The sequence below is a fragment of the Mesorhizobium sp. M0621 genome (assembly GCF_040320745.1).
Taxonomy (GTDB): domain Bacteria; phylum Pseudomonadota; class Alphaproteobacteria; order Rhizobiales; family Rhizobiaceae; genus Mesorhizobium.
This window is the reverse complement of sequence record NZ_JAMYQF010000004.1, coordinates 186305-207488: the sequence shown is the minus strand read 5'-3', so window position 1 is coordinate 207488 and position 21184 is coordinate 186305. Positions and strand designations below refer to the sequence as shown.

Below are 21184 nucleotides of genomic sequence, written 5' to 3'. Positions count from 1 at the left end.
CAAGGACATACCGACCGGACATCGAGGGGGAATTTGGCTTTGAAATCAGCAGGATGGAGCCTCGCAAAGGGAGAACGCCGCGCCATCGTGGCAGCGCTCTGCTCCTTGCTTCTGGCCTCCTGCACTTCGGCCGGCGACCCGACAATGTCGGTTGGAATGCCCGGCTACAACGCCACTGCATCGGACATAAATGCCGCTTCAGGCGCTACGCCGACCACCGTCGCCGATTCGTCTGAGGTCACGACCGAGCAGACGACCGTGATGACGGCGAGCGATACGGCGCTCCCCGAGAAGGTCGCCTATGTCCCGATTGCCAAGCCCCAAGCCGCCTTTCCGCTGACCACGCCGGCCGGCGCCGAGACGATTGTCGGACAGACGCCTCAGTCCTTGCAGCAGCAGGCACAGACAGCGCAGCAGAGCGACGCGGTCGCCGAAAAGATCGCTGCCGCCGATGCCGGCGTGAACGCGCCGAAGCCGACAGATGCACCTGCAATGAACAATCCGGTCTATGTGACGGCTGGCGAGATGCCGCAGGCCGACGCACCGAAGAAAAGAGGCTTCCTGGCCTCGATGTTTGGCACCACACCTGCCTCGGCGACATCCGCACCCCTCATCAACACCCGGTCGGGCGAGCAGCCAGCCGTTCAGGCGAAACCGGCACCAGCAGCGGCAAAGCCGATCATAACGCTCGCCTCCGCCAATTCCGCGGAAAAGCCGGTGCAACTGGCTTCGACCGGTGGCGATACCGGCCACATCACCGGCAGCGACGCCCTGCCCGGCGTGCGCCAGACAGCCCTGTTCGAAATCAAGCGCAAGTCCGGCCTCGACGACGAAAGCGACGTCGACCTCAACGAGGACGAGGGGCCAATCGGCGGCTCCTATCAGGTTGCATCCGCCGCAGGCATGGCCAGGCTGGCGCCCAACGGGCTGCTCAAGCAGAACGAGAGCGTCGATGTGGCCTGCTTGAAGCCGTCGCTGGTCCGCGTGCTGAAGACGATCGAAGGCCACTACGGTCGCAAGATGACGGTGACGTCAGGCTATCGCGACCCAGCCCGCAACCGCCGCGCCAACGGCGCCAAGAATTCGCTGCATATGTATTGCGCCGCCGCCGACATCCAGGTCCCCGGCGTTTCGAAATGGGATCTGGCGAGCTACATCAGAACCATGCCCGGCCGCGGCGGCGTCGGCACTTACTGCCACACAGAATCGGTTCACGTCGATGTCGGCCCCGAGCGCGACTGGAACTGGCGTTGCCGCCGGCGCAGCGGCGGTGGCGACGGCTAGCGGCGCAGACGGTCTGAGGCCTATTAGCAGCCAAGATCGTTCCGTTGAACCATTCTAAGATATTCGGGATTGGCCGAATCTTTCCCAATTTCGTCATCTCAGAGCGAAGCAGAAGTGAAGCGATTTGCTCCGCCCGTGGATGACGAAGCAATGGGCATCACCGCTGATCATCGAAGCCTGCCAACCCTCGCGAAATCGCTGATTTGGCAGGCTCGAAAAAAGTTGTCCAAGGTGGCACCTGACGGGTTGCCGGTTGCGCGCAACGCCAGTATAAGCCGCTTCGTCTGAGCGCGCCCATCGTCTAGCGGTTAGGACACCGCCCTTTCACGGCGGTAACAGGGGTTCGATTCCCCTTGGGCGTACCAGATACTCAGCACTTGGTAGAAAACCAACCTCCTTTGACCAATTTCGTTGGCCATGTCGCGGCCCGATCTTCCGCGATCACCCCATAGGCTAACGCGGTCACACAGTTCACAATACTACTACAAGTGGTCGATTCCTCAGGGATGTAGCCGCTCCAAAAGCCCGCCACAGGTCGCTCCCGTGGCGGGTTTTTCAGCGACATGGCACGGCCAAAGCACCCTTGGCTTCAAGTTCTAAGAGAAAGGTCGGGAGAAGTGGCAGCGCCGCCACGGTCAGGCAGTGGGTGTTGCGATCCCCTCAAGCGCAATGATCCTGGTGCTGGCGCAACGCTTGCGAATTTCGATAAGGCGGGCGTATTCCGGTGAATTGTACCAGCCCATCAATGACGCCATATCGGGGAATTCGATGATAACCAAACGGTGCGGCTGCCAATCACCTTCCAAAACCTTGGTCGCACCGCCACGACCCAGGTATCGCCCACCGTAACGCGCTTCGGTGGCAGGCACATCCCGCCGGTATTCCTCGAACACGGCAGCGTCTTTTATGTCTACATCCGCGATCAGATAGGCGGCCATCTGTGCCCACTCCTTCCCGACAGCGGCCGAACGGGCGCCCGCCGGTTAAGGCTGCTCCCCTTCAACGCTTCAACTTGGCGTCCTCCAACGCAAAGTCAAAAGCCAGTTACAATCCACGGATTCGAGTTGTATCCGAGGCGCGGCTCTGCCTTTGCGCCGCTGTCTTCCGGTTTGGCAGTTCCGGTCATACTGCAGTCCAGATTTGGAACGGGCTTCTTGGTTGTGGGGTTGGTGGAACACAAGGCGGCGGCGTCACTGACTGCCACCTTCTTCTCCTTCGCAACAGCGACACCGGTTGCAGCGAGCACGATAGCCGCACAAAATATAGCCACTCTCATTGGAACCCCCACAGTGCACACTCCGAGAAATACCCGACATGACGTAGCGTCAGATTTATATTAGCATTAATGAATATATAAGATAGCCCTATGTCGTCGAAAGCCGGCCGGAGTGCCAGGCTTGCGTCACTTGACCGTCAAAAGCCCGGACTCCAGAGCCTAACTCCCGACCAGCGGCACAGTAACGGTTGTCGCGTAGTTGACCGGGAAGTTGCTGAAGTAAGGGAAATCGATGACGAAGGCATAGGTGGCGGTCAGATGCGCCATGCGGAAGCCACCGCTCGCGGGATCGATAGCGATTGTGACGTTCACATCCTTAAAACCCAGGACCTGCAGTTTCTGCGTGGCGATCGATTGGATGTCGGCCTGGGTCAGCGTGTTCTTAAGCTGCAGCGAGCGTGATGATGTCTCCAACACATAGCGAACGCTGGACACGGAATGCATCGACCAGCCGAAGGCGAAGATCCCGAACAGCAGCATGACGAGGAAAGGCGCGATCAGCGCGAACTCCAATCCGGCCCCGCCCGATCGATCCCGCCTGAACGCGCTTGCCCTAGCGGACACGGATCATCTCCTGATGGCCGATGATACTGGAACCGGAAAAGGCACCGAAGGCGATGGGCGGCACCCAGGTGGCCGATGCCTGGATCTGGACATAGATCGATGGCACCTTCGGCCCACTGCAGATGATGGAAGCGTCGACCACGGTCGTTCCGCACATGTATATCCGGCTGAGTGTGACCTGGCCGTCCTCCGGCCGATTCTCCCAGCTCGCAATGGCAACGGCCTTGGTCACCGCGTCATCGGTCGATCCGCTCATGACCAGATTAGCGGCGGTCTTCACGCCGGCGCGCATCGACAGCGAACTCGTCACGTAGGACCAGCCGTCCAGAATACCAAGCAGCACCAGGCATAGGATGGGCAGGACCAGCGCGAACTCGACCGCCGCAACGCCCGCGTCATCGCCAAGGATCGGCATCGATCGGCGCTCCACGAAGCTACTCGGCCAGTGCAACGGACCGCGCGGCTGGAATGTTGGGCACTCCGAGGCTCGAGCAATCCTGATTGATGGTTGAGTTACCGGACCATTGGATCGTATTGGCCACGACCCGGGTGCAGCCGCCATTGCCCGAGAAATTGCCAAGATAGTTCACTTGCTGTTTGGGAAAGTAGATGGCTCCGGTCAGCAGCGAGTCCGCTGTGCCGTTGAATGTGCTGGATGCGCTGATACCGGTCCTGTCGCCGTAGAACAGAACGCCTGAATAGGTCCCCGAAGCCGGCGCGCTGAGCTGCACGGAGGCATTACCATTCATGCTGACCGTCGAACTGCCCGACATGAAGATGGTCACCCCGCTGCCGGTGATGGCCGCGTTGGCATTTATCTTGAAATTGCCCTGGACGACATAAACGCCCGGCGAGAGCGTGACATTGCCCTTTAGGTTCATGCCGCCGCAATAAGTGCCTGGACTGAGCGTCGCCTTGTTGTCGTTCTGGCAAGGAGTTGAGGATGTCGGAGCTGGCAACCCGGCAAATGGATCGGCGGCAGGCAGTGCCTGGGTGATCGGAGCCGCGCAAACGGTCGTGACGGGGTTGCTGAGGGAGACGCCGCCCGCCGATAGCAGACAATCAGCCTGGAGGCCCGCCGAGCCTTGAAGCTTGATGGCATCCGAGGCGATCGAGTTGGACATGACGGAGCAGCCGATGAGCTTCACGGTGGTGCTGCCGGAAAACAGCACCGCCTGCGAAGCGGATGGATCGAGCGCGAGCATGCAGGCCGAGGAGGCGTCGGTGATGAGGGCCACCGCCCTCGCCTGTTCGGGAACCTGGGCCTGCGTGAAGATCAAGGTGAACATCCGGTCGAGCTTCTGGCCGACGATCACCTCGACCGCTTTCTTCGCCGTATTCGGTCCGGACGCTGGCGGCGTATTGACGATGATCGTGCCCGAACCCAGCCCGTTCGTCGCTGCCGACTGGGTCGCGGCCGCGACGATGGTCGGCTTGTCGGAACCCGAGATCTGTTCAAGCGCGCCGGCATAGGCGGCGGCATCGGCCGTCGCCTGCAATCTCAGGCTGTTGTAGTACCAATAGGAGGTCTCGACACCGAAGCCTGCTGCGCCGACAACAATCGGCAAGGTCAAAGCGAAGATCGTCGCAACATTTGCGCCCGTGCTCCGGCATATACCGTCCGCCATAAGCCGAATTCGGGTGAAGCAACTGAAGGTCATGACATAGATTAGAAAGCACGCATATGTGAATGAATGGCTAAAAAGTTCAGTTCATTTTCGGTCAGCGCTCTATTGTCCTCCAAAAGAAGGGGTTCGTTGGCTGATCGGCGGGCATTGAAGGCAGCAAGACGACCAAAAAGCCCGCATCCCACGCGGACGAAAGCCGGCTATAGTTTACCGTTTGCTAACACTGCGAATTGCGGAGATGGCGGCAAGTGACCCGCTATGGTGCAGGTTCGGCCGGCTCGCGTTGCAACAGGACTTATGCGCGGCGAACCGGTACCAGATCCGGATCCCGAGCCGACCATTCCGTGCCACTCGCCTACCCTGAACCCGACATTCCCGCCATAGGTCTGCACCCGATCGGCGAATTTGCCGTCGAAGGTGGCGCATACCCGATGTGTCGCTGTCCCAGTTCAGCTTGACATCAGCATTGACGGCGACGGCGTCTTCCGCCGCCGCAAGGCGTAGCCGGTACCGCTTGGAAGATTGGTTCGACCGAGCAGTCCGGCTCGAACCCATGCAGCCAGCCGTAGCCGCGAAATTTTTCTTCAGGCGGAAAGGACTGGCATCGGCTCCGCGATCGTTTCGGCCAACATCTCTCTCTGCACGGCCAGGAAGAACCTGCGCACTTCATCTCCGGCTGCTGTTCTGTCCCTGCCGGATCCGACAATGAGATCGAGTAACTCCGACGCCTTGGCCCTCCAGAACGAGGTGGCGGTCTCGCCATGCAGATTGCCGAGCTTGGCGGCAACCTCTCTGACCAAGAATACCTGACGGTCGATCGGGAATGCACGAACTTTTTCTGGGGACATCTTCCGAACCATGAGACTAACGCAACGAATCAACCATTGCCCAACAAGCAATGGCGTAGCCGGCAAAGTGGAAACGGAAGCTTAACGGCGCTGAAGTTGACGCGTGCCAGTGCAGTCTTCGGGGACGAACGGGCGCAGCGATACGCTCACGACATCGCCGTGTGTGTTCAAACGCAATCGCTGACGTTGCAATCGGGGCAGGCGAACCGGTGGACGGGGAGCCCTCAGGCCTGCAGTGTCCTCGCCTCACCGCCGCGCCTGCGCGGCGCCATCATATCCCTGGCCATCAGTCCGCTCGCGCGACAAAACGCCATGAACGTCCGGCAGGCATCCTCGGTCTTGACCACGTCCACCGTGGCGCCAAAGCAGGCGTTGAACGCTTTCTGATAGATCGGGCCCTGACGGCGCACAGGCCAATCCTGGAGAAAATCGAGCGCCTGTTCGACCCCGTAAATCTCCTCGACTGGCAGGCCGGGCGCGGGTGCGATGCGCACCGGCACCTCGAATTGCAGTCTGTCCATTTCCTATCTCCCGAACTGGCGTCACCGAGGCAATGCCGTTCGTCGTCAAAAAGTTGCTTTGGTCGGCTTTGGCCCAGAAATGTGTCGTCACTTGGGTCGCCAGAAAGGGAAGCAAACCGGGCAAAACCCGGCAAGACATCGCCCCATGCAGGACGAATATCCCGAAGCGCGACTGCATTGGGCAGTTCTTCCTTGAACCTTTTGCCCTCAAGTGCCAAATCTGGGGAGATTTTCACGTCGGCTCTCTTGCAGGGCCCTACCAGCTACACGGACAAAATGGTCACCTATCTCGACGCCGCCACGGCACCTCTCAGAAACACCGGACAGATTCGCCTCTATGGCGAGGAGGGCTTTGCCGGTATGCGCAAGGCATGCGACCTCACCGCGCGCTGCCTCGACCAACTGGTGGCGATGGTCGAGCCCGGCGTCACCACCGAAACCATCGACCGTTTCGTGTTTGAATTCGGCATGGACCACGGCGCGCTACCGGCGACACTCAACTACCGCGGCTACACGAAATCGTCCTGCACCTCGATCAACCATGTCGTCTGCCATGGCATCCCCGACAACAAGCCGCTCAAGGATGGCGACATCGTCAACATCGACGTCACCTACATCCTCGACGGCTGGCACGGTGATTCCTCGCGCATGTATCCGGTCGGCACGATCAAGCGCGCCGCCGAGCGCCTGCTCGAAGTCACCCATGAATGCCTGATGCGCGGCATCGCGGCGATCAGGCCCGGCGCCCGCACCGGCGCCATCGGCGCCGCCATCCAGACCTATGCCGAGGGCGAGCGCTGCTCGGTGGTGCGCGACTTCTGCGGCCACGGCGTCGGCCAGCTTTTCCATGATGCGCCGAACATCCTGCACTACGGCAGCGCCAATGAGGGCGTCGAGATGCGGCCCGGTATGATCTTCACCGTCGAGCCGATGATCAATCTCGGCCGGCCGCACGTGAAGGTTCTGTCGGATGGCTGGACCGCGGTGACGCGCGACCGCTCGCTATCGGCGCAGTACGAGCACACGATCGGCGTCACCGACACCGGTTGCGAGATTTTCACGCTGTCGCCCAACAAGCTCGACCGCCCGGGCCTCCCGGCCTAGCGGCGCGGGCATCGTCACCCGCAAGAATCGCCAACCGGCGGGTTGGTGCCAGCCTATGGGATCAGCAGCAGGCTTCCGGTGGTTCGTCCTGCTTCGAGTTCGGTATGAGCCCTGGCTGCGTCGCTGAGCGCGAATTCCTCACCGACGGCCGCCGTGATGTTATGACGAAAGGCGTCGATCAGGGCTGCAGCAGCTTCGGCGTAGAAAGTGTGGTCGCCGGTCGCGGCCATTATGCTTGGGTGGGCAAGAGCGCGGTTTGGCCGTAACTGGTCAAGCGAAACCGGCGGGATCGGCCCGGCCGCCTGGCCGAAACTCACGGCAGTGCCGAACGGCCGTATGCATTGGATTGTCTTGGCGAGCATGGCGCCGCCGATGCCATCGTAGCCGACATCCACGCCTCGACCACCCGTGAGCTCCAAGACCTGCTGGACGAGATCGGCATCGCGCCCGACGATGAGATAGTCGGCGCCGTGAGAACGAGCAAGTGCGGCTTTTTCCTCAGTGCTGACCGTGCCGATCACCGTTGCGCCCAGATGTTTTGCCCAACGAACCAGAATAGCACCAAGACCGCCCGCCGCGGCATGGACCAGGATGGCAGTGCCCGGCTTAACACCATAGGTGCGCTTGAGCAGCATGTAGGCCGTCATGCCCTTCAGCGTCGACGCCGCCGCGATGCGCGACCCGACCCCGTCCGGCAGCTTGATCGCCCGCTCCGCCGGCAGCAGGCGCGTGGAACTGTAGGCGCCGACCGGAGCGCCCGCATAGGCGATACGGTCCCCCGGAACAAGCAGCGCGACCTCGGAGCCGACGGCCTCGACGATACCGGCTCCTTCGGCACCGAGCACAGCGGGATAGGAGGACAGCGGGTAGATGCCCTTGCGATGGTAGATATCGAGAAAATTGACGCCGATCGCCTCGTGACGAATACGGATTTCGTTCGGACCGGGAGATTGCGGCGCGCGCTCCGACACCTGCAGCTGCTCGATGCCTCCCGTAGCGGCCAGCGTGACGGCGATATCCATCTTCATTCTCCAATCTGATGTTCGATGGGTGAATGGCAGATGGCAGCTTGATTGAAAATTACCTATAAGCTCCCATTCGATGGGAAAAAATAATCAGATGCTGGATTGGGAAGACCTTCGCCATTTCCATGCTCTTGCACGTCTGGGCACGCTGTCGGCCGCCGCCCGGGCACTCGGCGTGGAGCATGCCACGGTAGCGAGACGGGTGGCGCATCTGGAAGAAGCGATCGGTGCCAAGCTCGTCGATCGGCGCGGGCGGCGCCTTTCGCTTACAGCCAAGGGGCAGCAGATCGCCGGCATCGCCACGCGCATGAGCGAAGATGCTCTGACGATCGAGCGTGCGGCACTCAATGCCGACAACCGGCATATAGGTACGGTCAGGGTAAGCGCCCCGCCTGCCTTGGCGACCGCGCTGCTGGCTGAGCGGTTCGTTCGCCTCCGACAACGGCATCCTGGCATCAATGTCGTCGTCATCGGCGAGACGCGTTACGCCTCGCTTGGGCGGCGGGAGGCAGATGTCGCCGTGCGGATGGCGCGACCGGAACAGGGCGATCTGACTGTCACCAAGATCGGCGAGATTGCCTTCAGTCTCTATGCCGATCCCGCCTATCTCGCCGCGACGCGCGAGACGGATTGGTCCTTCGTTGGTTATGAGGAAACCATGGCCTCGTCGCCGCAGGAGAGGATGCTTGCGCAGATTGCCGGGGACCGTCCGGTCGCCATCCGCGCCTCCGCACTGGAGTTTCAACTGGCTGCCGTCAAGGCTGGCGGCGGCGTCGCGCTGCTGCCGGATTTCATGGCGGCGGATCTGAATTTGACCAGATTGCCTTTGCCGGACGACCCACTTACGCGTGAACTCTGGTTGGTCGTGCACACTGATATCAAGGATGTGCCGTTAATCCGCGCCGTAATGGACGAGCTTGGCGGCAAGGCTGGATGAGGCGCCTGCCGGCTTAAAGCCCGTCGTCTAACGCGGCACGAGGCTGTCTATGTTGGTTGGGCACCGGGACCATTCGGCAGGTCGATGGTGACGACCAGTCCGTTGGGTTGGTTGTCCTGCAATTCGATTCTGCCGCCGTGACCCTGGATGATGTCGGCAACGATCGAGAGGCCCAGGCCGAAGCCATGCTTCGATGCAATGCCGCGCGACGCATCTTCCTTGAAGAATGGTTCGAAAACACGGGAGCGCGCCGTCATCGGAATGCCCGGCCCATCGTCGCCTACCGTGATGTGTGCCGCCGTGTCGGTCGCCGTCAACGCGACCGTGACATTGCTGGCGAATTTGACCCCGTTGTCGCAGAGATTCGCGATCGCTCGCGCCAGCGCATTGGGCTTGCACCAGCCCGGAAGCCGATCCGGTCCGGAATATGAGACCGGAAACCCGACATCGGAGAATTCGGCGCAGACGGTTTGCAGAACGCTGGCAATGTCGGCGCGCTGCAGCTTCTCCGTCGAAACATCATTGCGCAGATAGGTCAGGGTCTCGTCGATCAGGACTTCGATGTGCTGGACATCGGACAGTATCGCGGTTCGGATGGGGCCATCATCCATGCGCTCGGCGCGAAGCCGCAGCCGCGTCAAAGGCGTACGCAGATCATGACTGACGCTGCGCAACATGCGCGTGCGGTTTTCGATCATCGTCCGGATACGCGTTCTCATCCTGTTCAGCGCGCGCGTCAGGCCGACCATTTCTACGGAGCCGCGTTCGACGAAAAGCTCGTTGCCGTTCTCGATCTCGGCCGAACCGACGGCTGCCGAGATGCGCTTCAACGGGTCCGTCACGGCCCATACAGCAAACAGCCAGATCAGGACGGGCAAGGCGACGAAAGCCATGAACCTGTAGAAAGTGACGCGGACGAAGCCTGATGTCAGAAAAGAATCGGGCATGCCGAAATGAGCCAGGACATCTCGCTCGTCCAGATCGACGACAAACGCGTATCGACCGCCGATCCTTGTCCAGCGTCCATCAATTCCCCCCCTGTCGATTCGGAAAAGCCATTCGATACTTCGCCATTGCAGATAGGAGTGCGGAATGCCGCGGATCTGTTCCTTAGACAGTATCTCGAAATCAAAACCGGCTCGCATAGCCGTTGCCAAAATTGCGCCACGCGCCGCCCCCACTGGCGTTTCGCGCAACAAGGCAGCCACAATGGCAGTCCGTCTGGCGCTATCTTCCGCCACCGGAAGGTCAACGTTCTCTATAAAACTTTCGACGACCGACCCGACGGACATGATCACAATCACCGCGATGAAAATGATTGCCGTGAACTGCCCACGCACGGATTGTGGCAGAAAACGGCGGATGAAGCCCCTCATGCTTCCTCCACCGTCGCCGTGAAGATGTAACCGCCCAACCGGACAGTCCTGAGAAGCACCGGGTCGCGCGCGTCCTTTTCGATCTTCTGGCGGATCCGGCTGATATGAACATCGACGCTCCGCTCGATCGGTCCGGCAAGGCCGGCATGGGTTTCGCCGAGAAGTTCCTCGCGCGAGAGAACCCGGCCCGCATTGCGGCAGAACGCGAGCAGCAGGTCGAATTCATGCGTCGTCGTCGCAACCCGCGCGTTGCTCGGATCATGCAATTGCCGGCGTATTGGGTCGAGACGCCAGCCGTTGAAGCGAAGCACCTTCGAGCGGTCCCGCTCGTCGGGAGCATAGGCCGTGCGGCGCAGCAACGCCCGTATCCGGGCCGTCAATTCGCGCGCGCTGAATGGTTTCGTCACATAATCATCCGCACCGATCTCCAGTCCGAAAATACGGTCGATTTCCTCGCCGAGCGCGGTCAGCATCAGGATCGGAACGTTCGTTTTCGCGCGAAGACGGCGGCAGATGCTGAGACCGTTTTCACCCGGCAGCATGACATCCAGCACGATGAGGTCGAACTTCTGGTTACGAAGCGCAGCATTCATCTGGACTCCGCTCTCGGCGACTTCCACGATCATGCCGTTGTCGGTGAGTGTTTCACCCAGTATGCGCGCGATCTCGAGATCGTCCTCGACAATGAGTATACGCCAACCTTGCCCCGCCGATTTGGCTTCGGCGCTCAAATCGCTTTGGTGCCGTCGCTGTGCCATGTCGGAGTTTGTCTAGCCTGCATTGGTGCCTGGTAGGCGTCAGAACCGATATCCGACGAGAAGCATCCCAGAAGGCTGGATCTTGTCGACGACAACAGGGCTGTCGGCGGCGTCACCCAAGAGAACGCCGACCCCCGCTTCGCCGCGCACCATCCAGTTCTGGTTGAGCATATATGTGGCGGAAATCGAAAAATCGGCGCGCTTCAAACCCGCGCCGGCGTCATAGCGCGCCAGTCCCGAGCGAGCCGACTGTTCGGGCGTGACGCCGAAATAGGCTTGCATATAATTTTCGTCGGCGAAGACGGCCGATGCGCTGGCGCCGATCAGCAACGATTGGGACAGAGGCCGGGTCACCTCGATCCCCACCTTGCCCAACAGGCCATCGCTGCCGCCGACGGTCTTGTCCAGTTGCGCGAAGATTTCAGCCGGGCCGAACTTCACCGCGGCCTTCGCGCCGACTGTCGCGCCCATGTCGACATCGCCCAAGCCGCGCAGGTGATCGGAGTCGTCTTCCTGGCGGCCCATCTCATAGCCAAGCCGCGCACTGAATGCGAACGGTCCTTGGTCATAGACGGCGATGTTGGCGCCTGTCGGATCGATCGTCACCGTGTCGCGAAATGTTGCCGTGACGAAAGGCACCGGCATGATCTTGAACTCGTCGCTGCCCTCGTATTTGGGGGCGATGATGGCGCCGCCGCCAAGCACGACATGCCAGTCGGCCAGTTTCTGTTCGACGCGCCCAAAACGGGAAGGCTCGGGCGGCGGGCTAAAATCGTCGGAATTGACCGCAATGGCGTCGGCCGCCAGCACGACCCCCGAATGCGTTGAAAACAGAATTGCCATCGCCGCAAGAGAGACGCGGCCGGCGAACATTCCAGAATCGATCTTGGCGAACATGCGTGCTCCAGAACAGCGAGGCAATGAGCCCCTGATGCTCTGACTATTTCAGGTGAAAGTGGCTGCATGCGTGAAGTGATGTTAAGTTTTGTTGCGCAATCGTGGTTTCATCTTGCCGTCGTATAAGAAAGCCGGAGGCTGTTAGCGGGAGCCGCCACCACCTGTCGCGGATCGTCTCGTGATCGGAGAACAGAACTGTTTCAATCCAGGCCGGAACGGTTCTAATGTCAGCGCCGGAGCAATGTGGGCGGCATATGGGGAACACGAGCGACGACGACGAGCGGAGTTTCTTCTCCGAAGCGCCGATGCGGCCAGCGGCGAAAGCCAAGGCGGCCGGCGAAAAGCCGCATTATCTCGGCCATCGCGACCGCCTGCGCGAGCGCTTTGCCTCGGCAGGTCCGGACGCCCTGCCCGACTACGAACTTCTGGAACTTCTGCTCTTTCGCCTGATCCCTCGCGCCGACACCAAGCCGGCGGCCAAGGCGTTGCTGGCGCGCTTCGGCACGCTGGCAGAAGTGCTCGGGGCGCCGGTTGGCCTCTTGCGGGAGGTCAAGGGCATCGGCCCGGCGGTGGCGCTCGATCTCAAGATCGTCGCGGCAACCGCGCAACGCATGGCGCGCGGCGAGGTGCAGGGTCGCGAAATCCTCTCGTCCTGGACACAACTTCTTGCCTATTGCCGGTCAGCCATGGCCTTCGAGGCGCGCGAACAGTTCCGCATCCTGTTCCTCGACAAGAAGAACGCGGTGATCGCCGACGAGGTGCAGCAGACAGGCACCGTCGACCATACGCCGGTCTATCCGCGCGAAGTGGTCAAGCGCGCGCTCGAACTCTCGGCGACCGCCATTATCCTGGTCCACAACCACCCGTCAGGCGACCCAACACCATCACGAGCCGATATCGAGATGACGAAGGAGATCATCGACGCGGGCAAGCGGCTGGGCATTGGCGTGCACGACCACATCATCATCGGGCGGAAGGGATACGCCAGCATGAAGGGCCTGCTGCTGATCTGAGTGGTGAGTTCCAGAAGGTGAGCGCTTGAGCAAGCCATGCCGCCTTGGACCCGCGATCCGGTCACGGCGGATCGGTGTTGCAACTGCCGGCCACTTGGTTGACCGCTTCACCGAACCCGGCGAGGTTGAAATCGGCCTCGCCGCGTCCCGACAGCAGCCCGAATCGCCACGAAAGCTGGAGCCGGTCGGCGGCAACAAGGCGCCTGATGCCATCGGCGCCATCGAGCACCAGCATCCTGCCGCGCGGCCCGACCGACCAGCTCTCATCGAACTTGCTGCCTTGGTCGAGCGTGACCGACATGGTGATCTTGCGGCTGGCCGAGACACCGTCATTCAGTTGCAGCCATTCGGTCCAATGCGGCTCGCCGTTTGCCCGGCAGGCAATCGTCAGGATCGGGCTGTAGCTCAGGGCCCCGCCCCCGGTGATCAGCTTGTTGGTGGCATACAGCGAGGCCGTGACGAGGCCGTCCTCGCCCGTTTCGAACCGCCAATTGTCAAGCACGGCTTCGGCACGGGCAATGCCGCAGACCGAGACCAGGATCAACGCAACTGCCGCAGCGTATCCCATTTCGACGAACAGCCTCAACACGTCCTCCAACAACCCAAGCGGCTGCAATAGAAGCGCAAATAATGATCAAAGCTTGGTCGCCACAGGCCATTGTGCGCAAAGCGCATCGGCTGTTGCAGTTTAGCAACGAAAAGGCCGCCTCGAGGGCGGCCTTTCCTGTTCCAGTGAAATGCTGGTGTTATTCAGCGTCCTTGGCGGCCTTCTTCTTCGGCGCGGCCTTCTTCTTGGGCTCTTCGGCGTCGTCGGCCTTCTTGTCGTCAGCCTTCTTGGCGGCGGCTTTCTTCGCCGGCTTCGCCTTGACGGCCGTTTCGTCCTCCTCGTCGTCGGCCATCAGCTCTTCCTTGCTGACCTTGACGTCGGTAACCGAAATCTGGCCGAGCAGATGATCGACCACCTTCTCCTCGAACATCGGCGCCCGCAGAGTGTTCAGCGCTTCCGGGTTGTTGCGGTAGAATTCGAAGACTTCCTGCTGCTGGTTGCCCGGATAGCGGCGGACCTGCTCGAACAGGCCGCGCTGCAGCTCCTCGTCCGACACGGTGACGCCGGCCTTCTCGCCGATTTCAGCCAGCACCAGGCCGAGGCGCACGCGGCGCTCGGCGAGACGCAGATACTCGGCACGTGCCTCTTCTTCCGTCGTCTCTTCGTCGGCGAAGGTGCGTCCGGCCGCTTCCAGGTCGCGATTGACCTGCGCCCAGATGTTGTTGAACTCGGCGTCGACGAGCTTCGACGGCGCCTCGAACGAGTAGGACGCGTCGAGCTGGTCGAGCAGCTGGCGCTTGACCTTCTGGCGCGTCATGGCGCCGAACTGGTTCTCGATCTGGCCGCGCACGACGTCGCGCAGGCGCTCCAGCGACTCCAGGCCGAGGTTCTTGGCGGTCTCGTCGTTGATTTCCAGGGCGCCGGGCTGGGACACTTCCTTGACGGTGACGTCGAAGGTCGCTTCCTTGCCGGCCAGATGCGCCGCCTGGTAGTTTTCCGGAAAGGTCACGGTGACCTGCTTTTCGTCACCGGCCTTGGCGCCGACAAGCTGATCCTCGAAGCCGGGGATGAACTCCTTCGAGCCCAGCACCAGCGGCTGATCGGCGCCGGCGCCGCCATTGAAGGCCTCGCCGTCGATCTTGCCGACATAATCGATGGAGACGCGGTCGCCAATGGCGGCCTTGCCAGTCTTCGGCTCGTAGCTGCGCGCCGATTCGGCAACGCGCTGGACCTGCTCGTCGATCTCGCTGTCAGGCACGTCGAATACCTGGCGTGTCACCTTGATGTCGGAAAAGTCCTTGATCTCGATCGCCGGAATGATCTCGTAGTTGAGGCGGAATTCGAAATCGGCGCCGCCGGCCAGGATCTTCTCGGCTTCCTTCTCGTCCTCGGTCATGATGACTTCGGGCTGCATGGCAGCCTTTTCGCCACGCCCGGTGATGATCGAACGGGTCGAATCGTTGAGGATCTCATTGACCACTTCGGCCATGAACGACTTGCCGTAGACCTTGCGCAGGTGCTGCACCGGCACCTTGCCGGGACGGAAGCCGTTGATGCGGACCTTGTTCCTGGCATCCGAAAGCCGCGCCATCAGCTTGGCTTCCATGTCACCGGCCGGCACGGTGATCTTGATCTCGCGCTTGAGACCGGAGTTGAGCGTTTCGGTGACCTGCATCGTAAAACCTTTGTTTTCACCAATGAGACTGCACGGCCTCTGCCGTTTACAGCCTGCCGGTATATTCTTGCCGGGAATGGCTTTTGGTACGGAACCTGGCGATTTGACCGAAAATACGGCTCAAACTCTCCCAAACTGCGTTCCAAAATGTGAATAAGTTCTTGTTTTTCCTACTTCTTATCACATTCTGTAGAAGCGGATCGTCGCGTCCCGTCACATTTGACACGCCTTTTGTCACAGGCGAGGCTAATTTTCAACAGTCTTCGCATTCCGGCGAATAACCAACATTCTGGCCCTGACCCAACATCATCTTGTCTGACATTGACAGAATGATGGCTACATGGGATTGCCGGTCCATGCGGATGTGGCGGAACTGGTAGACGCCCTGGATTTAGGTTCCAGTGCCGAAAGGCGTGGGGGTTCGAGTCCCTTCATCCGCACCACGGCTCATCGCGAGACCGTATATCTTGCCGGTCCTACCGATCGGTAGCTGTTCGAATTCGAACCTGTCGGCGCCAACACTGTCGCATCGCAGCTGCCGAGATTAGTTGGAATTTGAAAAGGTGGTTTCCCGAACGATATATTGCGGCGTGTTGTTGAGCCGAATGTAGACGCGCCCGAGATATTCGCCGAGAATGCCCAAAAAAACCATCTGCAGCCCGCCTATCAAGAGAATGGTGGCGATGACCGATGCCCAGCCAGGCTGCATCTCTGGATGCGTCAATCGCTGTATTATGATCAATGCCAGAAAGATCAGGCTGACAGCTGCCATCACAAACCCGAACACCGTCGCAATGCGAAGCGGATAGACCGACGATCCCGTAGCCATCTTGAGCCACAGCGACACCGATCGCTTTAGATTGTAGTTGCCCGCGCCGGCAAAGCGTTCCTGATGATCAATGTCGACCGAGGTGACTGAGTTTGTCACATTGAAGATCAGTCCATCCACATATGCATAGGGGCCATCATAGGCCAGAACGGCGTCGACGGCGCCGCGGCTCAGTGCCTTGAAGGATGAAAGATAAAGGTCGCGAGGCTTATTGAGAACCCAGCCAGCCACAATGTCATTGAGGCGGCTGCCCCACTTCTTCCAGGCTGCATGTTTGCGTTCATTGTACCGGGTGTAGCAAACGTCAAAGCCTTTCTCGATCATCGCAGCGAGCGCAAGAATGGCGGATGGGGGATGCTGCAGGTCATCATCCATGACAATGATGACGTCCCCTCGCGAGTACCTGAGGCCTGCCATCGTAGCGTTGTGCTGGCCAAAGTTTTTTCGGAGAGAGATGCCGCGCACCCAAGGGAACTCCTTGGCATAGCGCTCAATATAGTTCCAGCTCTCGTCCGGGCTGCAATCGTTGACCAGGACGAGTTCATAGTGTCCCTCGTATTGGCTTCCAGCGAGCGCATCCCTCACCTGGGATATAAGTTCGGGGAGAACCTCCGCGCTCCGATAGACTGGAACTACAACCGATAGGGCGACTTGGTCAGAATTTTTTTGCATGGCTAAAACTCAAATGTCGCGACAGCATGATCGCAATTCGGTTGGGACCTGTCATGGACAACAACCGAAAGGATCCCGTTTTCTTCCGGGAGTTGAATTGTCGTGTTGTCTCCGGGCAAAACGACACCCGACCAAAGCTCTCGCTCATTAAGGACGACATTTGCCGCCACCCCATCGGCGGTGGGGCATTGTTGTAGGACTTTGCTCGAGATGGATAGGTTAAGGCGCTTCGGCCGTTGGTTGATGGCAGATTGAAAAGGTAGCGTGATCGAAGTCGGCAGGTTCGTTCCGGGGTGGATAAGAAACGAGTTCGGTCCCATTATGATGACTTGCCCCCATTGATCTCCGAGGGCCTGATCTCGTGCCGCGAAGGGCATCACCATCGAGGATCGGAACATCTGCCCCCAGCCGGGATAGTGGCCATCAAGTTCGGTCACAAGCTCGTTGACCTCGTCGAGTGTGACCGGCCGAACGCGTCGAAAAAGATATGCATGCACACCATCCATGAGCGCATAATCCGAGCCGATCTTCTCATAGGCCCGCCCAAAGCCGCGTCGGTCAAGCAGCCATTGGCCAGGGATTGTTATGTTGGCTTGGCTTCCGGGCGCTTGGTGTTCTTGCGGTGGGGTGACGGCAACAGCGAATTCAGCCCCAAGTGCATTGAAATCGAAAAGAGCCTGCTTTGCGATGTGAGGGGAATAGATCACGCGGTCTCGAAGATTCCGATCGAGAGCCACCAGCAGAGAATCCGATATTCTCTTGGTTGATGCATAGACCACGAATTTTTCACCCCTGCCGGTTAGCCGCTCCAGATCGGAGGTGAGTCGCTCGTACTCGGCATAATTATCTAGATAAAGCGGGCTTGTATCGCTCTCCGGAACGAAGATATGGGCCGTGGGACCCAGCGATCGCGACCACGGAGTGATGGCCATAAGGAAGGTTGCAACCGCGATCGCGGCAAAAGGCCAAAGCCGGAAGTGAATTGGCAAAACTCTCAGATATCCGGCGCATCGCGTCACGCCAGCGAGCAAGAGCGGCAAAAGCCAAAACGCGATCGGCAGGAAATGGTGAGGACCGAGGTATTGAGTTCTAATGAAAAGCAAGAAAGTTCCGACCGCGGCCAAGAGGCAGAAGGCTCCCTCAAAGCTCTTATTCGCGAGAAGCACGATCGCTCCGAACAGCGTCAGCGCCAGCATATAAGGACTGAAACGGCTTGCAAACATCTGGAGATGGGTCAGAAAAGGCACTTGGTAGGCACTATAAAGATCACCATACGAGGTGGTGAGCACGCGAACCAAAAGTTCATATTGAAACGCGAGCGCCAAGGTGATGAGCACGACGAAGGCGATCGCCAGACCGCAGCCCAGACTGAGGACAGATCTGGCCCCGGTCCGTTCGTGGAACGCTTTGACTGACCCAACCAGAAAGGCAACAACGAAGAACATAACGACGCTGTAGGCGTACCAGCGCCGAAACAGGAATGGCAGCCAAATCAGAAAGCCCAGAAGGAGGCCATTGGCAACTGGTCGCCTCGTCAGGAAATCGGATTTAAACAGCAGCAGCGTGGCGAGGCCCAGGAACACGAGGCCAACTATGTCCAGCATTCCTCGGAGGGTCGGCGCCCAAAAAGGTAGAAATGTCAATGCCACCAAGAAGATTGGCAACAAGCCCGAGGTGGTCTTCGCCGTGCGACTATAGACAGCTGTCGCAATGAGCGTTGTCGGAAGCAGGTAAAGAAGCGCAACTGCGCTCACATAGACTATTCGTCCGGAACCGAACAGCGCGTAAAAGGGCAAGAGGGGTACTACCCCGGACGGGTTATAGTCCTGCGACCAGATCCCGCCAAAAACGGCCTTCAGCGCTCCGACGGGGCTGGTAGCGAAGAAATTACCATATTCCCCAAAAGTGTTCCAATATGCGGCGTAGTCCCAAGTGTACGCGGGGCTTTCCCGGTGCACGTAAGCCGCGACAACGCCCACGATCGCCAGCGAGGAAAGCGCCCAGATCAGGATCCATCGCCGCAACGACTGGGCTTCGAGCATGTGACTACCTTTCACGAGACGCGGGCTTGCCGCCCGATGGCGGCCGATGCTAGTGAGACGGCGTGCTTCTAGCGGAGAAATTGTAGATTGAGCAAGAACGCAACTGGTAATGAGTTTGATGCGTACCGCAACTCCTACTCGGAGGCTGTGAACAACGCGATTTCCTTTTCCGGTCTGAAAGTCGATTTCTTCACGCGCGCCAAGGCTGCGCGGTTGCTCGGGCTCCTGGAAGACTCACTCGGGCCAACCGAAAAGCTTTCGGTTCTCGACGTCGGCTGTGGGATTGGAAACTACCACGAACTCCTTCGAGACAAGATCGGCAAGCTTACGGGCGTCGATCCTTCATCCGAATGCATTGATGAGGCGAAGCTGAGAAACCCCGGCCTGATTTATCGTGTCTCGGATGGGATAGAACTACCGTTCCAGGATGGGGAATTTGATGCCGTGTATGCGATCTGCGTCATGCATCACGTACCGCCTGCCAACTGGATAAAGTTTTCATCCGAACTCGCGCGCGTCACTCGCCCCGGCGGCGTGGTACTGATCTTCGAGCACAATCCTTATAATCCGCTGACCCGCCGGGCAGTATCGACGTGTCCATTCGATGAGGACGCGGTCCTGCTCGCGAAGAAACAAGTTGCGGAACATCTCAGAGGAGCGGGGCTGCACGACGTCGCGGGTCGCTATATCCTTACGGTTCCGGCCATTGAGGGTTTGCTCAGGCGCATTGACGATGCTTTAGGCAGCGTGCCGCTTGGCGCTCAATATTATGTTCTTGGCCGGCGTTAATGACCTCCAGCACCAGCCTGAGGCAATTTGTCGTCTTCTGTGCCGTGGGCCTCGTCAATACCGGCGCGTACTTTGCCGTCGCCAATGGCTTGCATCTGCTCGGCGGCTTCACCGAGACGGCGTCTGCCTATTTGGCCTATGGGGCTCTGGTGCCGGTTTCCTTTATTGGGCACCGAAAGCTGACATTCGCCTCGGACGCAGCAGTGTTGGGCGAATGGGCAAAATTCTGTGTCGTCCAGGCAATGAGCCTGCTGGTAATCTCGGTCACCACATATTCGGCGCACCAGGGATATTTCTCCGGATGGCAAACCTTCGCCATCATCAGCATCGCAATCCCGGCATTGAACTTTCTGACATTTCAGGCATGGGTTTTTGCCAGAAAGCCGACTGCTTGAACACTGGCCTCGAATCGGCTCACCGCCGATCACCATCAACCGCAAGCAAGTCCAAGCGCTCCTGAAGCCGGCCAAAACTCCCGAACCGAAACGGATCTACCCGCGAAGACGTAGAGGAAACTGCCGTGGGACCACTATGTTCGACGACACCACTGTGCGCCTGAACGTACCGAGACGCAGCCCTGCGCCTGGCGAGCGTCCTGCTGATTGATCGCTTGAGAGATAGCCGGCAATGAGATCAACTCATTGCGGGGAAATGGCGGGACGACAATGACACTTCAATACTGGAACAAGGCGCACATCTGTGGCCTGCTCTCGGTTCGCTTCGGGCTCACGAGCTACCTTGAGATCAACACGAGCACCACCGGCTTCAGGTACTCGGAGCCCGGCAATTGGGTTTTCAGCCCTGCATGCGTTTGGTCTATCGGGCGACTGAGCCGCCGCTTGATGGTCTCCCTGTCGATTTCACCTCCGCAGATGAAAATATCGCCACATGCCTCGAAGACACGCGCCTGAAGGGACAGACGTTCGACCTTGTCTTCGTTGATCCGCATCACACATACGAGTGCTCGGCGCGAGACATCCGGGAGGCTTTCCGCATGGTCGCGCCCGGGGGTGCCGTGGTGGTGCATGATTGCCTGCCCCCGGACCGGGCGGCAGCCAATCCCGCTTTTTTTCATGGCGAGTGGTGCGGCGTGACTTACAAGGCATACATCGATTTCGTGCTGGGCAATCCGGATCTCGACTATTTCACCGTCGATGCCGATTACGGTTGTGGTGTCATTTTGAAGCCCATGGGGACCGGCGCGAAGATAAAGAACTGGCTGCGTGCCCGGCGCGCTCGGGGGTTGAAGGGCGAGTGGCGTGCAATCGGCAATGATTTCGATGCCGCGTTTGACAAGCTTGTCAGCGACAAGACAAGGCTTTTGCGCCTTGTCGACTTTCGCCTGCTTCGCAGAAAGCTTGGCTGAAACGATGGGGCCGACAATTTTGCGCTGGCCAAT

Annotated in this window: 22 protein-coding genes and 2 tRNA genes; 10 read left to right on the top strand and 14 right to left on the bottom strand. The window is 59.7% G+C overall.

What is annotated here, in order from left to right; translation table 11 throughout:
* Positions 1-33: 33 nt before the first annotated feature.
* The 3 genes from NKI38_RS04935 to NKI38_RS04925 all read left to right on the top strand — a co-directional run bounded on the left by NKI38_RS04935 (position 34) and on the right by NKI38_RS04925 (position 1649).
* Positions 34-1284 (top strand): YcbK family protein, encoded by a 1251-nt coding sequence (locus NKI38_RS04935; RefSeq protein ID WP_352655260.1) that lies wholly within the window; start codon positions 34-36, stop codon positions 1282-1284.
* A gap of 69 nt (positions 1285-1353) precedes the next feature.
* On the top strand, positions 1354-1572 hold the full coding sequence (locus NKI38_RS04930; RefSeq protein WP_352628048.1) for a hypothetical protein: 219 nt from the start codon (positions 1354-1356) through the stop codon (positions 1570-1572).
* A gap of 2 nt (positions 1573-1574) precedes the next feature.
* A tRNA-Glu gene (locus NKI38_RS04925) sits at positions 1575-1649 on the top strand.
* Positions 1650-1919: 270 nt separating this feature from the next.
* Here the strand turns inward: NKI38_RS04925 and NKI38_RS04920 are convergent.
* From NKI38_RS04920 to NKI38_RS04895, 6 genes are all read right to left on the bottom strand, one after another.
* The gene (locus NKI38_RS04920; RefSeq protein WP_352628047.1) at positions 1920-2222 is read right to left on the bottom strand and encodes a DUF1330 domain-containing protein; all 303 of its coding nucleotides are present in this window, start codon (positions 2220-2222) and stop codon (positions 1920-1922) included.
* 497 nt (positions 2223-2719) lie between these two features.
* Positions 2720-3124 carry a TadE/TadG family type IV pilus assembly protein gene (locus NKI38_RS04915; protein ID WP_352655258.1) on the bottom strand — a complete coding sequence of 135 codons (405 nt, stop codon included), beginning with the start codon at positions 3122-3124 and terminating at the stop codon, positions 2720-2722.
* Entirely contained in the window at positions 3114-3539 is a 426-nt protein-coding gene (locus NKI38_RS04910) for a TadE/TadG family type IV pilus assembly protein (protein ID WP_352655256.1), read from the bottom strand. The genes NKI38_RS04915 and NKI38_RS04910 overlap by 11 nt, the downstream gene beginning before the upstream one ends.
* Before the next feature lie 19 nt (positions 3540-3558).
* The gene (locus NKI38_RS04905; protein WP_352655254.1) at positions 3559-4785 is read right to left on the bottom strand and encodes a pilus assembly protein TadG-related protein; all 1227 of its coding nucleotides are present in this window, start codon (positions 4783-4785) and stop codon (positions 3559-3561) included.
* A gap of 551 nt (positions 4786-5336) precedes the next feature.
* Positions 5337-5612, bottom strand: coding sequence for a DUF6074 family protein (locus NKI38_RS04900; RefSeq protein WP_502899251.1), 276 nt, complete (start codon positions 5610-5612; stop codon positions 5337-5339).
* 212 nt (positions 5613-5824) lie between these two features.
* Entirely contained in the window at positions 5825-6121 is a 297-nt protein-coding gene (locus NKI38_RS04895; RefSeq protein WP_352655252.1) for a DUF982 domain-containing protein, read from the bottom strand.
* 276 nt (positions 6122-6397) lie between these two features.
* On the opposite strand from NKI38_RS04895, the gene map reads away from it, so the two are divergent.
* Positions 6398-7225: a type I methionyl aminopeptidase gene (map, locus tag NKI38_RS04890; protein WP_352655251.1), complete on the top strand. Its 828-nt coding sequence runs from the start codon at positions 6398-6400 to the stop codon at positions 7223-7225.
* 53 nt (positions 7226-7278) lie between these two features.
* Here map and NKI38_RS04885 read toward each other — a convergent pair whose 3' ends face one another.
* The gene (locus NKI38_RS04885; protein ID WP_352655249.1) at positions 7279-8247 is read right to left on the bottom strand and encodes a quinone oxidoreductase family protein; all 969 of its coding nucleotides are present in this window, start codon (positions 8245-8247) and stop codon (positions 7279-7281) included.
* A 97-nt stretch (positions 8248-8344) separates the two neighbouring features.
* Between NKI38_RS04885 and NKI38_RS04880 the strand changes: the two genes are divergently transcribed.
* Positions 8345-9187, top strand: a complete 843-nt coding sequence (locus NKI38_RS04880; protein ID WP_352655247.1) for a LysR family transcriptional regulator — start codon at positions 8345-8347, stop codon at positions 9185-9187.
* 47 nt (positions 9188-9234) lie between these two features.
* Here the strand turns inward: NKI38_RS04880 and NKI38_RS04875 are convergent, their stop codons facing one another.
* From NKI38_RS04875 to NKI38_RS04865, 3 genes are read right to left on the bottom strand one after another with little or no spacing between them, the layout of a single operon-like run.
* Positions 9235-10563, bottom strand: a complete 1329-nt coding sequence (locus tag NKI38_RS04875; RefSeq protein WP_352655246.1) for an ATP-binding protein — start codon at positions 10561-10563, stop codon at positions 9235-9237.
* Complete coding sequence (locus NKI38_RS04870) at positions 10560-11321, bottom strand: response regulator (RefSeq protein WP_352655244.1); 762 nt, start codon at positions 11319-11321, stop codon at positions 10560-10562. The genes NKI38_RS04875 and NKI38_RS04870 overlap by 4 nt, the downstream gene beginning before the upstream one ends.
* A gap of 39 nt (positions 11322-11360) precedes the next feature.
* Positions 11361-12218: a MipA/OmpV family protein gene (locus NKI38_RS04865; protein ID WP_352655242.1), complete on the bottom strand. Its 858-nt coding sequence runs from the start codon at positions 12216-12218 to the stop codon at positions 11361-11363.
* 254 nt (positions 12219-12472) lie between these two features.
* Here NKI38_RS04865 and radC point away from each other — a divergent pair, with 254 nt between their 5' ends.
* Entirely contained in the window at positions 12473-13231 is a 759-nt protein-coding gene (gene radC / locus NKI38_RS04860; RefSeq protein ID WP_352655240.1) for a RadC family protein, read from the top strand.
* 61 nt (positions 13232-13292) lie between these two features.
* Here the strand turns inward: radC and NKI38_RS04855 are convergent, their stop codons facing one another.
* Together NKI38_RS04855 and tig are read right to left on the bottom strand one after the other, a co-directional pair.
* Positions 13293-13817 carry a hypothetical protein gene (locus NKI38_RS04855; protein ID WP_352628035.1) on the bottom strand — a complete coding sequence of 175 codons (525 nt, stop codon included), beginning with the start codon at positions 13815-13817 and terminating at the stop codon, positions 13293-13295.
* 160 nt (positions 13818-13977) lie between these two features.
* Complete coding sequence (gene tig / locus NKI38_RS04850; RefSeq protein WP_352655238.1) at positions 13978-15453, bottom strand: trigger factor; 1476 nt, start codon at positions 15451-15453, stop codon at positions 13978-13980.
* Between the two features lie 358 nt (positions 15454-15811).
* On the opposite strand from tig, the gene NKI38_RS04845 reads away from it, so the two are divergent.
* Positions 15812-15896 (top strand) — tRNA-Leu (locus NKI38_RS04845).
* A 101-nt stretch (positions 15897-15997) separates the two neighbouring features.
* Here NKI38_RS04845 and NKI38_RS04840 read toward each other — a convergent pair.
* Together NKI38_RS04840 and NKI38_RS04835 are read right to left on the bottom strand one after the other, a co-directional pair.
* Positions 15998-16954, bottom strand: coding sequence for a glycosyltransferase family 2 protein (locus NKI38_RS04840; protein WP_352655236.1), 957 nt, complete (start codon positions 16952-16954; stop codon positions 15998-16000).
* A gap of 2 nt (positions 16955-16956) precedes the next feature.
* Complete coding sequence (locus tag NKI38_RS04835) at positions 16957-18996, bottom strand: hypothetical protein (RefSeq protein ID WP_352655234.1); 2040 nt, start codon at positions 18994-18996, stop codon at positions 16957-16959.
* A gap of 87 nt (positions 18997-19083) precedes the next feature.
* On the opposite strand from NKI38_RS04835, the gene NKI38_RS04830 reads away from it, so the two are divergent.
* From NKI38_RS04830 to NKI38_RS04820, 3 genes are all read left to right on the top strand, one after another.
* Positions 19084-19785 (top strand): class I SAM-dependent methyltransferase, encoded by a 702-nt coding sequence (locus tag NKI38_RS04830; RefSeq protein WP_352655232.1) that lies wholly within the window; start codon positions 19084-19086, stop codon positions 19783-19785.
* A complete protein-coding gene (locus NKI38_RS04825; RefSeq protein WP_352655230.1) occupies positions 19785-20180 on the top strand; it encodes a GtrA family protein in 396 nt (131 codons plus the stop codon). Before NKI38_RS04830 ends, NKI38_RS04825 begins: the two co-directional genes overlap by 1 nt.
* 392 nt (positions 20181-20572) lie before the next feature.
* Positions 20573-21151: a class I SAM-dependent methyltransferase gene (locus NKI38_RS04820; protein ID WP_352655228.1), complete on the top strand. Its 579-nt coding sequence runs from the start codon at positions 20573-20575 to the stop codon at positions 21149-21151.
* Positions 21152-21184: the final 33 nt, after the last annotated feature.

Excerpts from the sequence above, each read along its gene's own strand:
- NKI38_RS04920 (WP_352628047.1), bottom strand. The coding sequence starts at position 2,222 with ATGGCCGCCTATCTGATCGCGGATGTAGACATAAAAGACGCTGCCGTG.
- NKI38_RS04910 (WP_352655256.1), bottom strand. The coding sequence starts at position 3,539 with ATGCCGATCCTTGGCGATGACGCGGGCGTTGCGGCGGTCGAGTTCGCG.
- NKI38_RS04905 (WP_352655254.1), bottom strand. The coding sequence starts at position 4,785 with ATGACCTTCAGTTGCTTCACCCGAATTCGGCTTATGGCGGACGGTATA.
- NKI38_RS04900 (WP_502899251.1), bottom strand. The coding sequence starts at position 5,612 with ATGGTTCGGAAGATGTCCCCAGAAAAAGTTCGTGCATTCCCGATCGAC.
- NKI38_RS04895 (WP_352655252.1), bottom strand. The coding sequence starts at position 6,121 with ATGGACAGACTGCAATTCGAGGTGCCGGTGCGCATCGCACCCGCGCCC.
- map (WP_352655251.1), top strand. The coding sequence starts at position 6,398 with ATGGTCACCTATCTCGACGCCGCCACGGCACCTCTCAGAAACACCGGA.
- NKI38_RS04885 (WP_352655249.1), bottom strand. The coding sequence starts at position 8,247 with ATGGATATCGCCGTCACGCTGGCCGCTACGGGAGGCATCGAGCAGCTG.
- NKI38_RS04880 (WP_352655247.1), top strand. The coding sequence starts at position 8,345 with ATGCTGGATTGGGAAGACCTTCGCCATTTCCATGCTCTTGCACGTCTG.
- NKI38_RS04875 (WP_352655246.1), bottom strand. The coding sequence starts at position 10,563 with ATGAGGGGCTTCATCCGCCGTTTTCTGCCACAATCCGTGCGTGGGCAG.
- NKI38_RS04870 (WP_352655244.1), bottom strand. The coding sequence starts at position 11,321 with ATGGCACAGCGACGGCACCAAAGCGATTTGAGCGCCGAAGCCAAATCG.
- NKI38_RS04865 (WP_352655242.1), bottom strand. The coding sequence starts at position 12,218 with ATGTTCGCCAAGATCGATTCTGGAATGTTCGCCGGCCGCGTCTCTCTT.
- radC (WP_352655240.1), top strand. The coding sequence starts at position 12,473 with ATGGGGAACACGAGCGACGACGACGAGCGGAGTTTCTTCTCCGAAGCG.
- tig (WP_352655238.1), bottom strand. The coding sequence starts at position 15,453 with ATGCAGGTCACCGAAACGCTCAACTCCGGTCTCAAGCGCGAGATCAAG.
- NKI38_RS04840 (WP_352655236.1), bottom strand. The coding sequence starts at position 16,954 with ATGCAAAAAAATTCTGACCAAGTCGCCCTATCGGTTGTAGTTCCAGTC.
- NKI38_RS04835 (WP_352655234.1), bottom strand. The coding sequence starts at position 18,996 with ATGCTCGAAGCCCAGTCGTTGCGGCGATGGATCCTGATCTGGGCGCTT.
- NKI38_RS04825 (WP_352655230.1), top strand. The coding sequence starts at position 19,785 with ATGACCTCCAGCACCAGCCTGAGGCAATTTGTCGTCTTCTGTGCCGTG.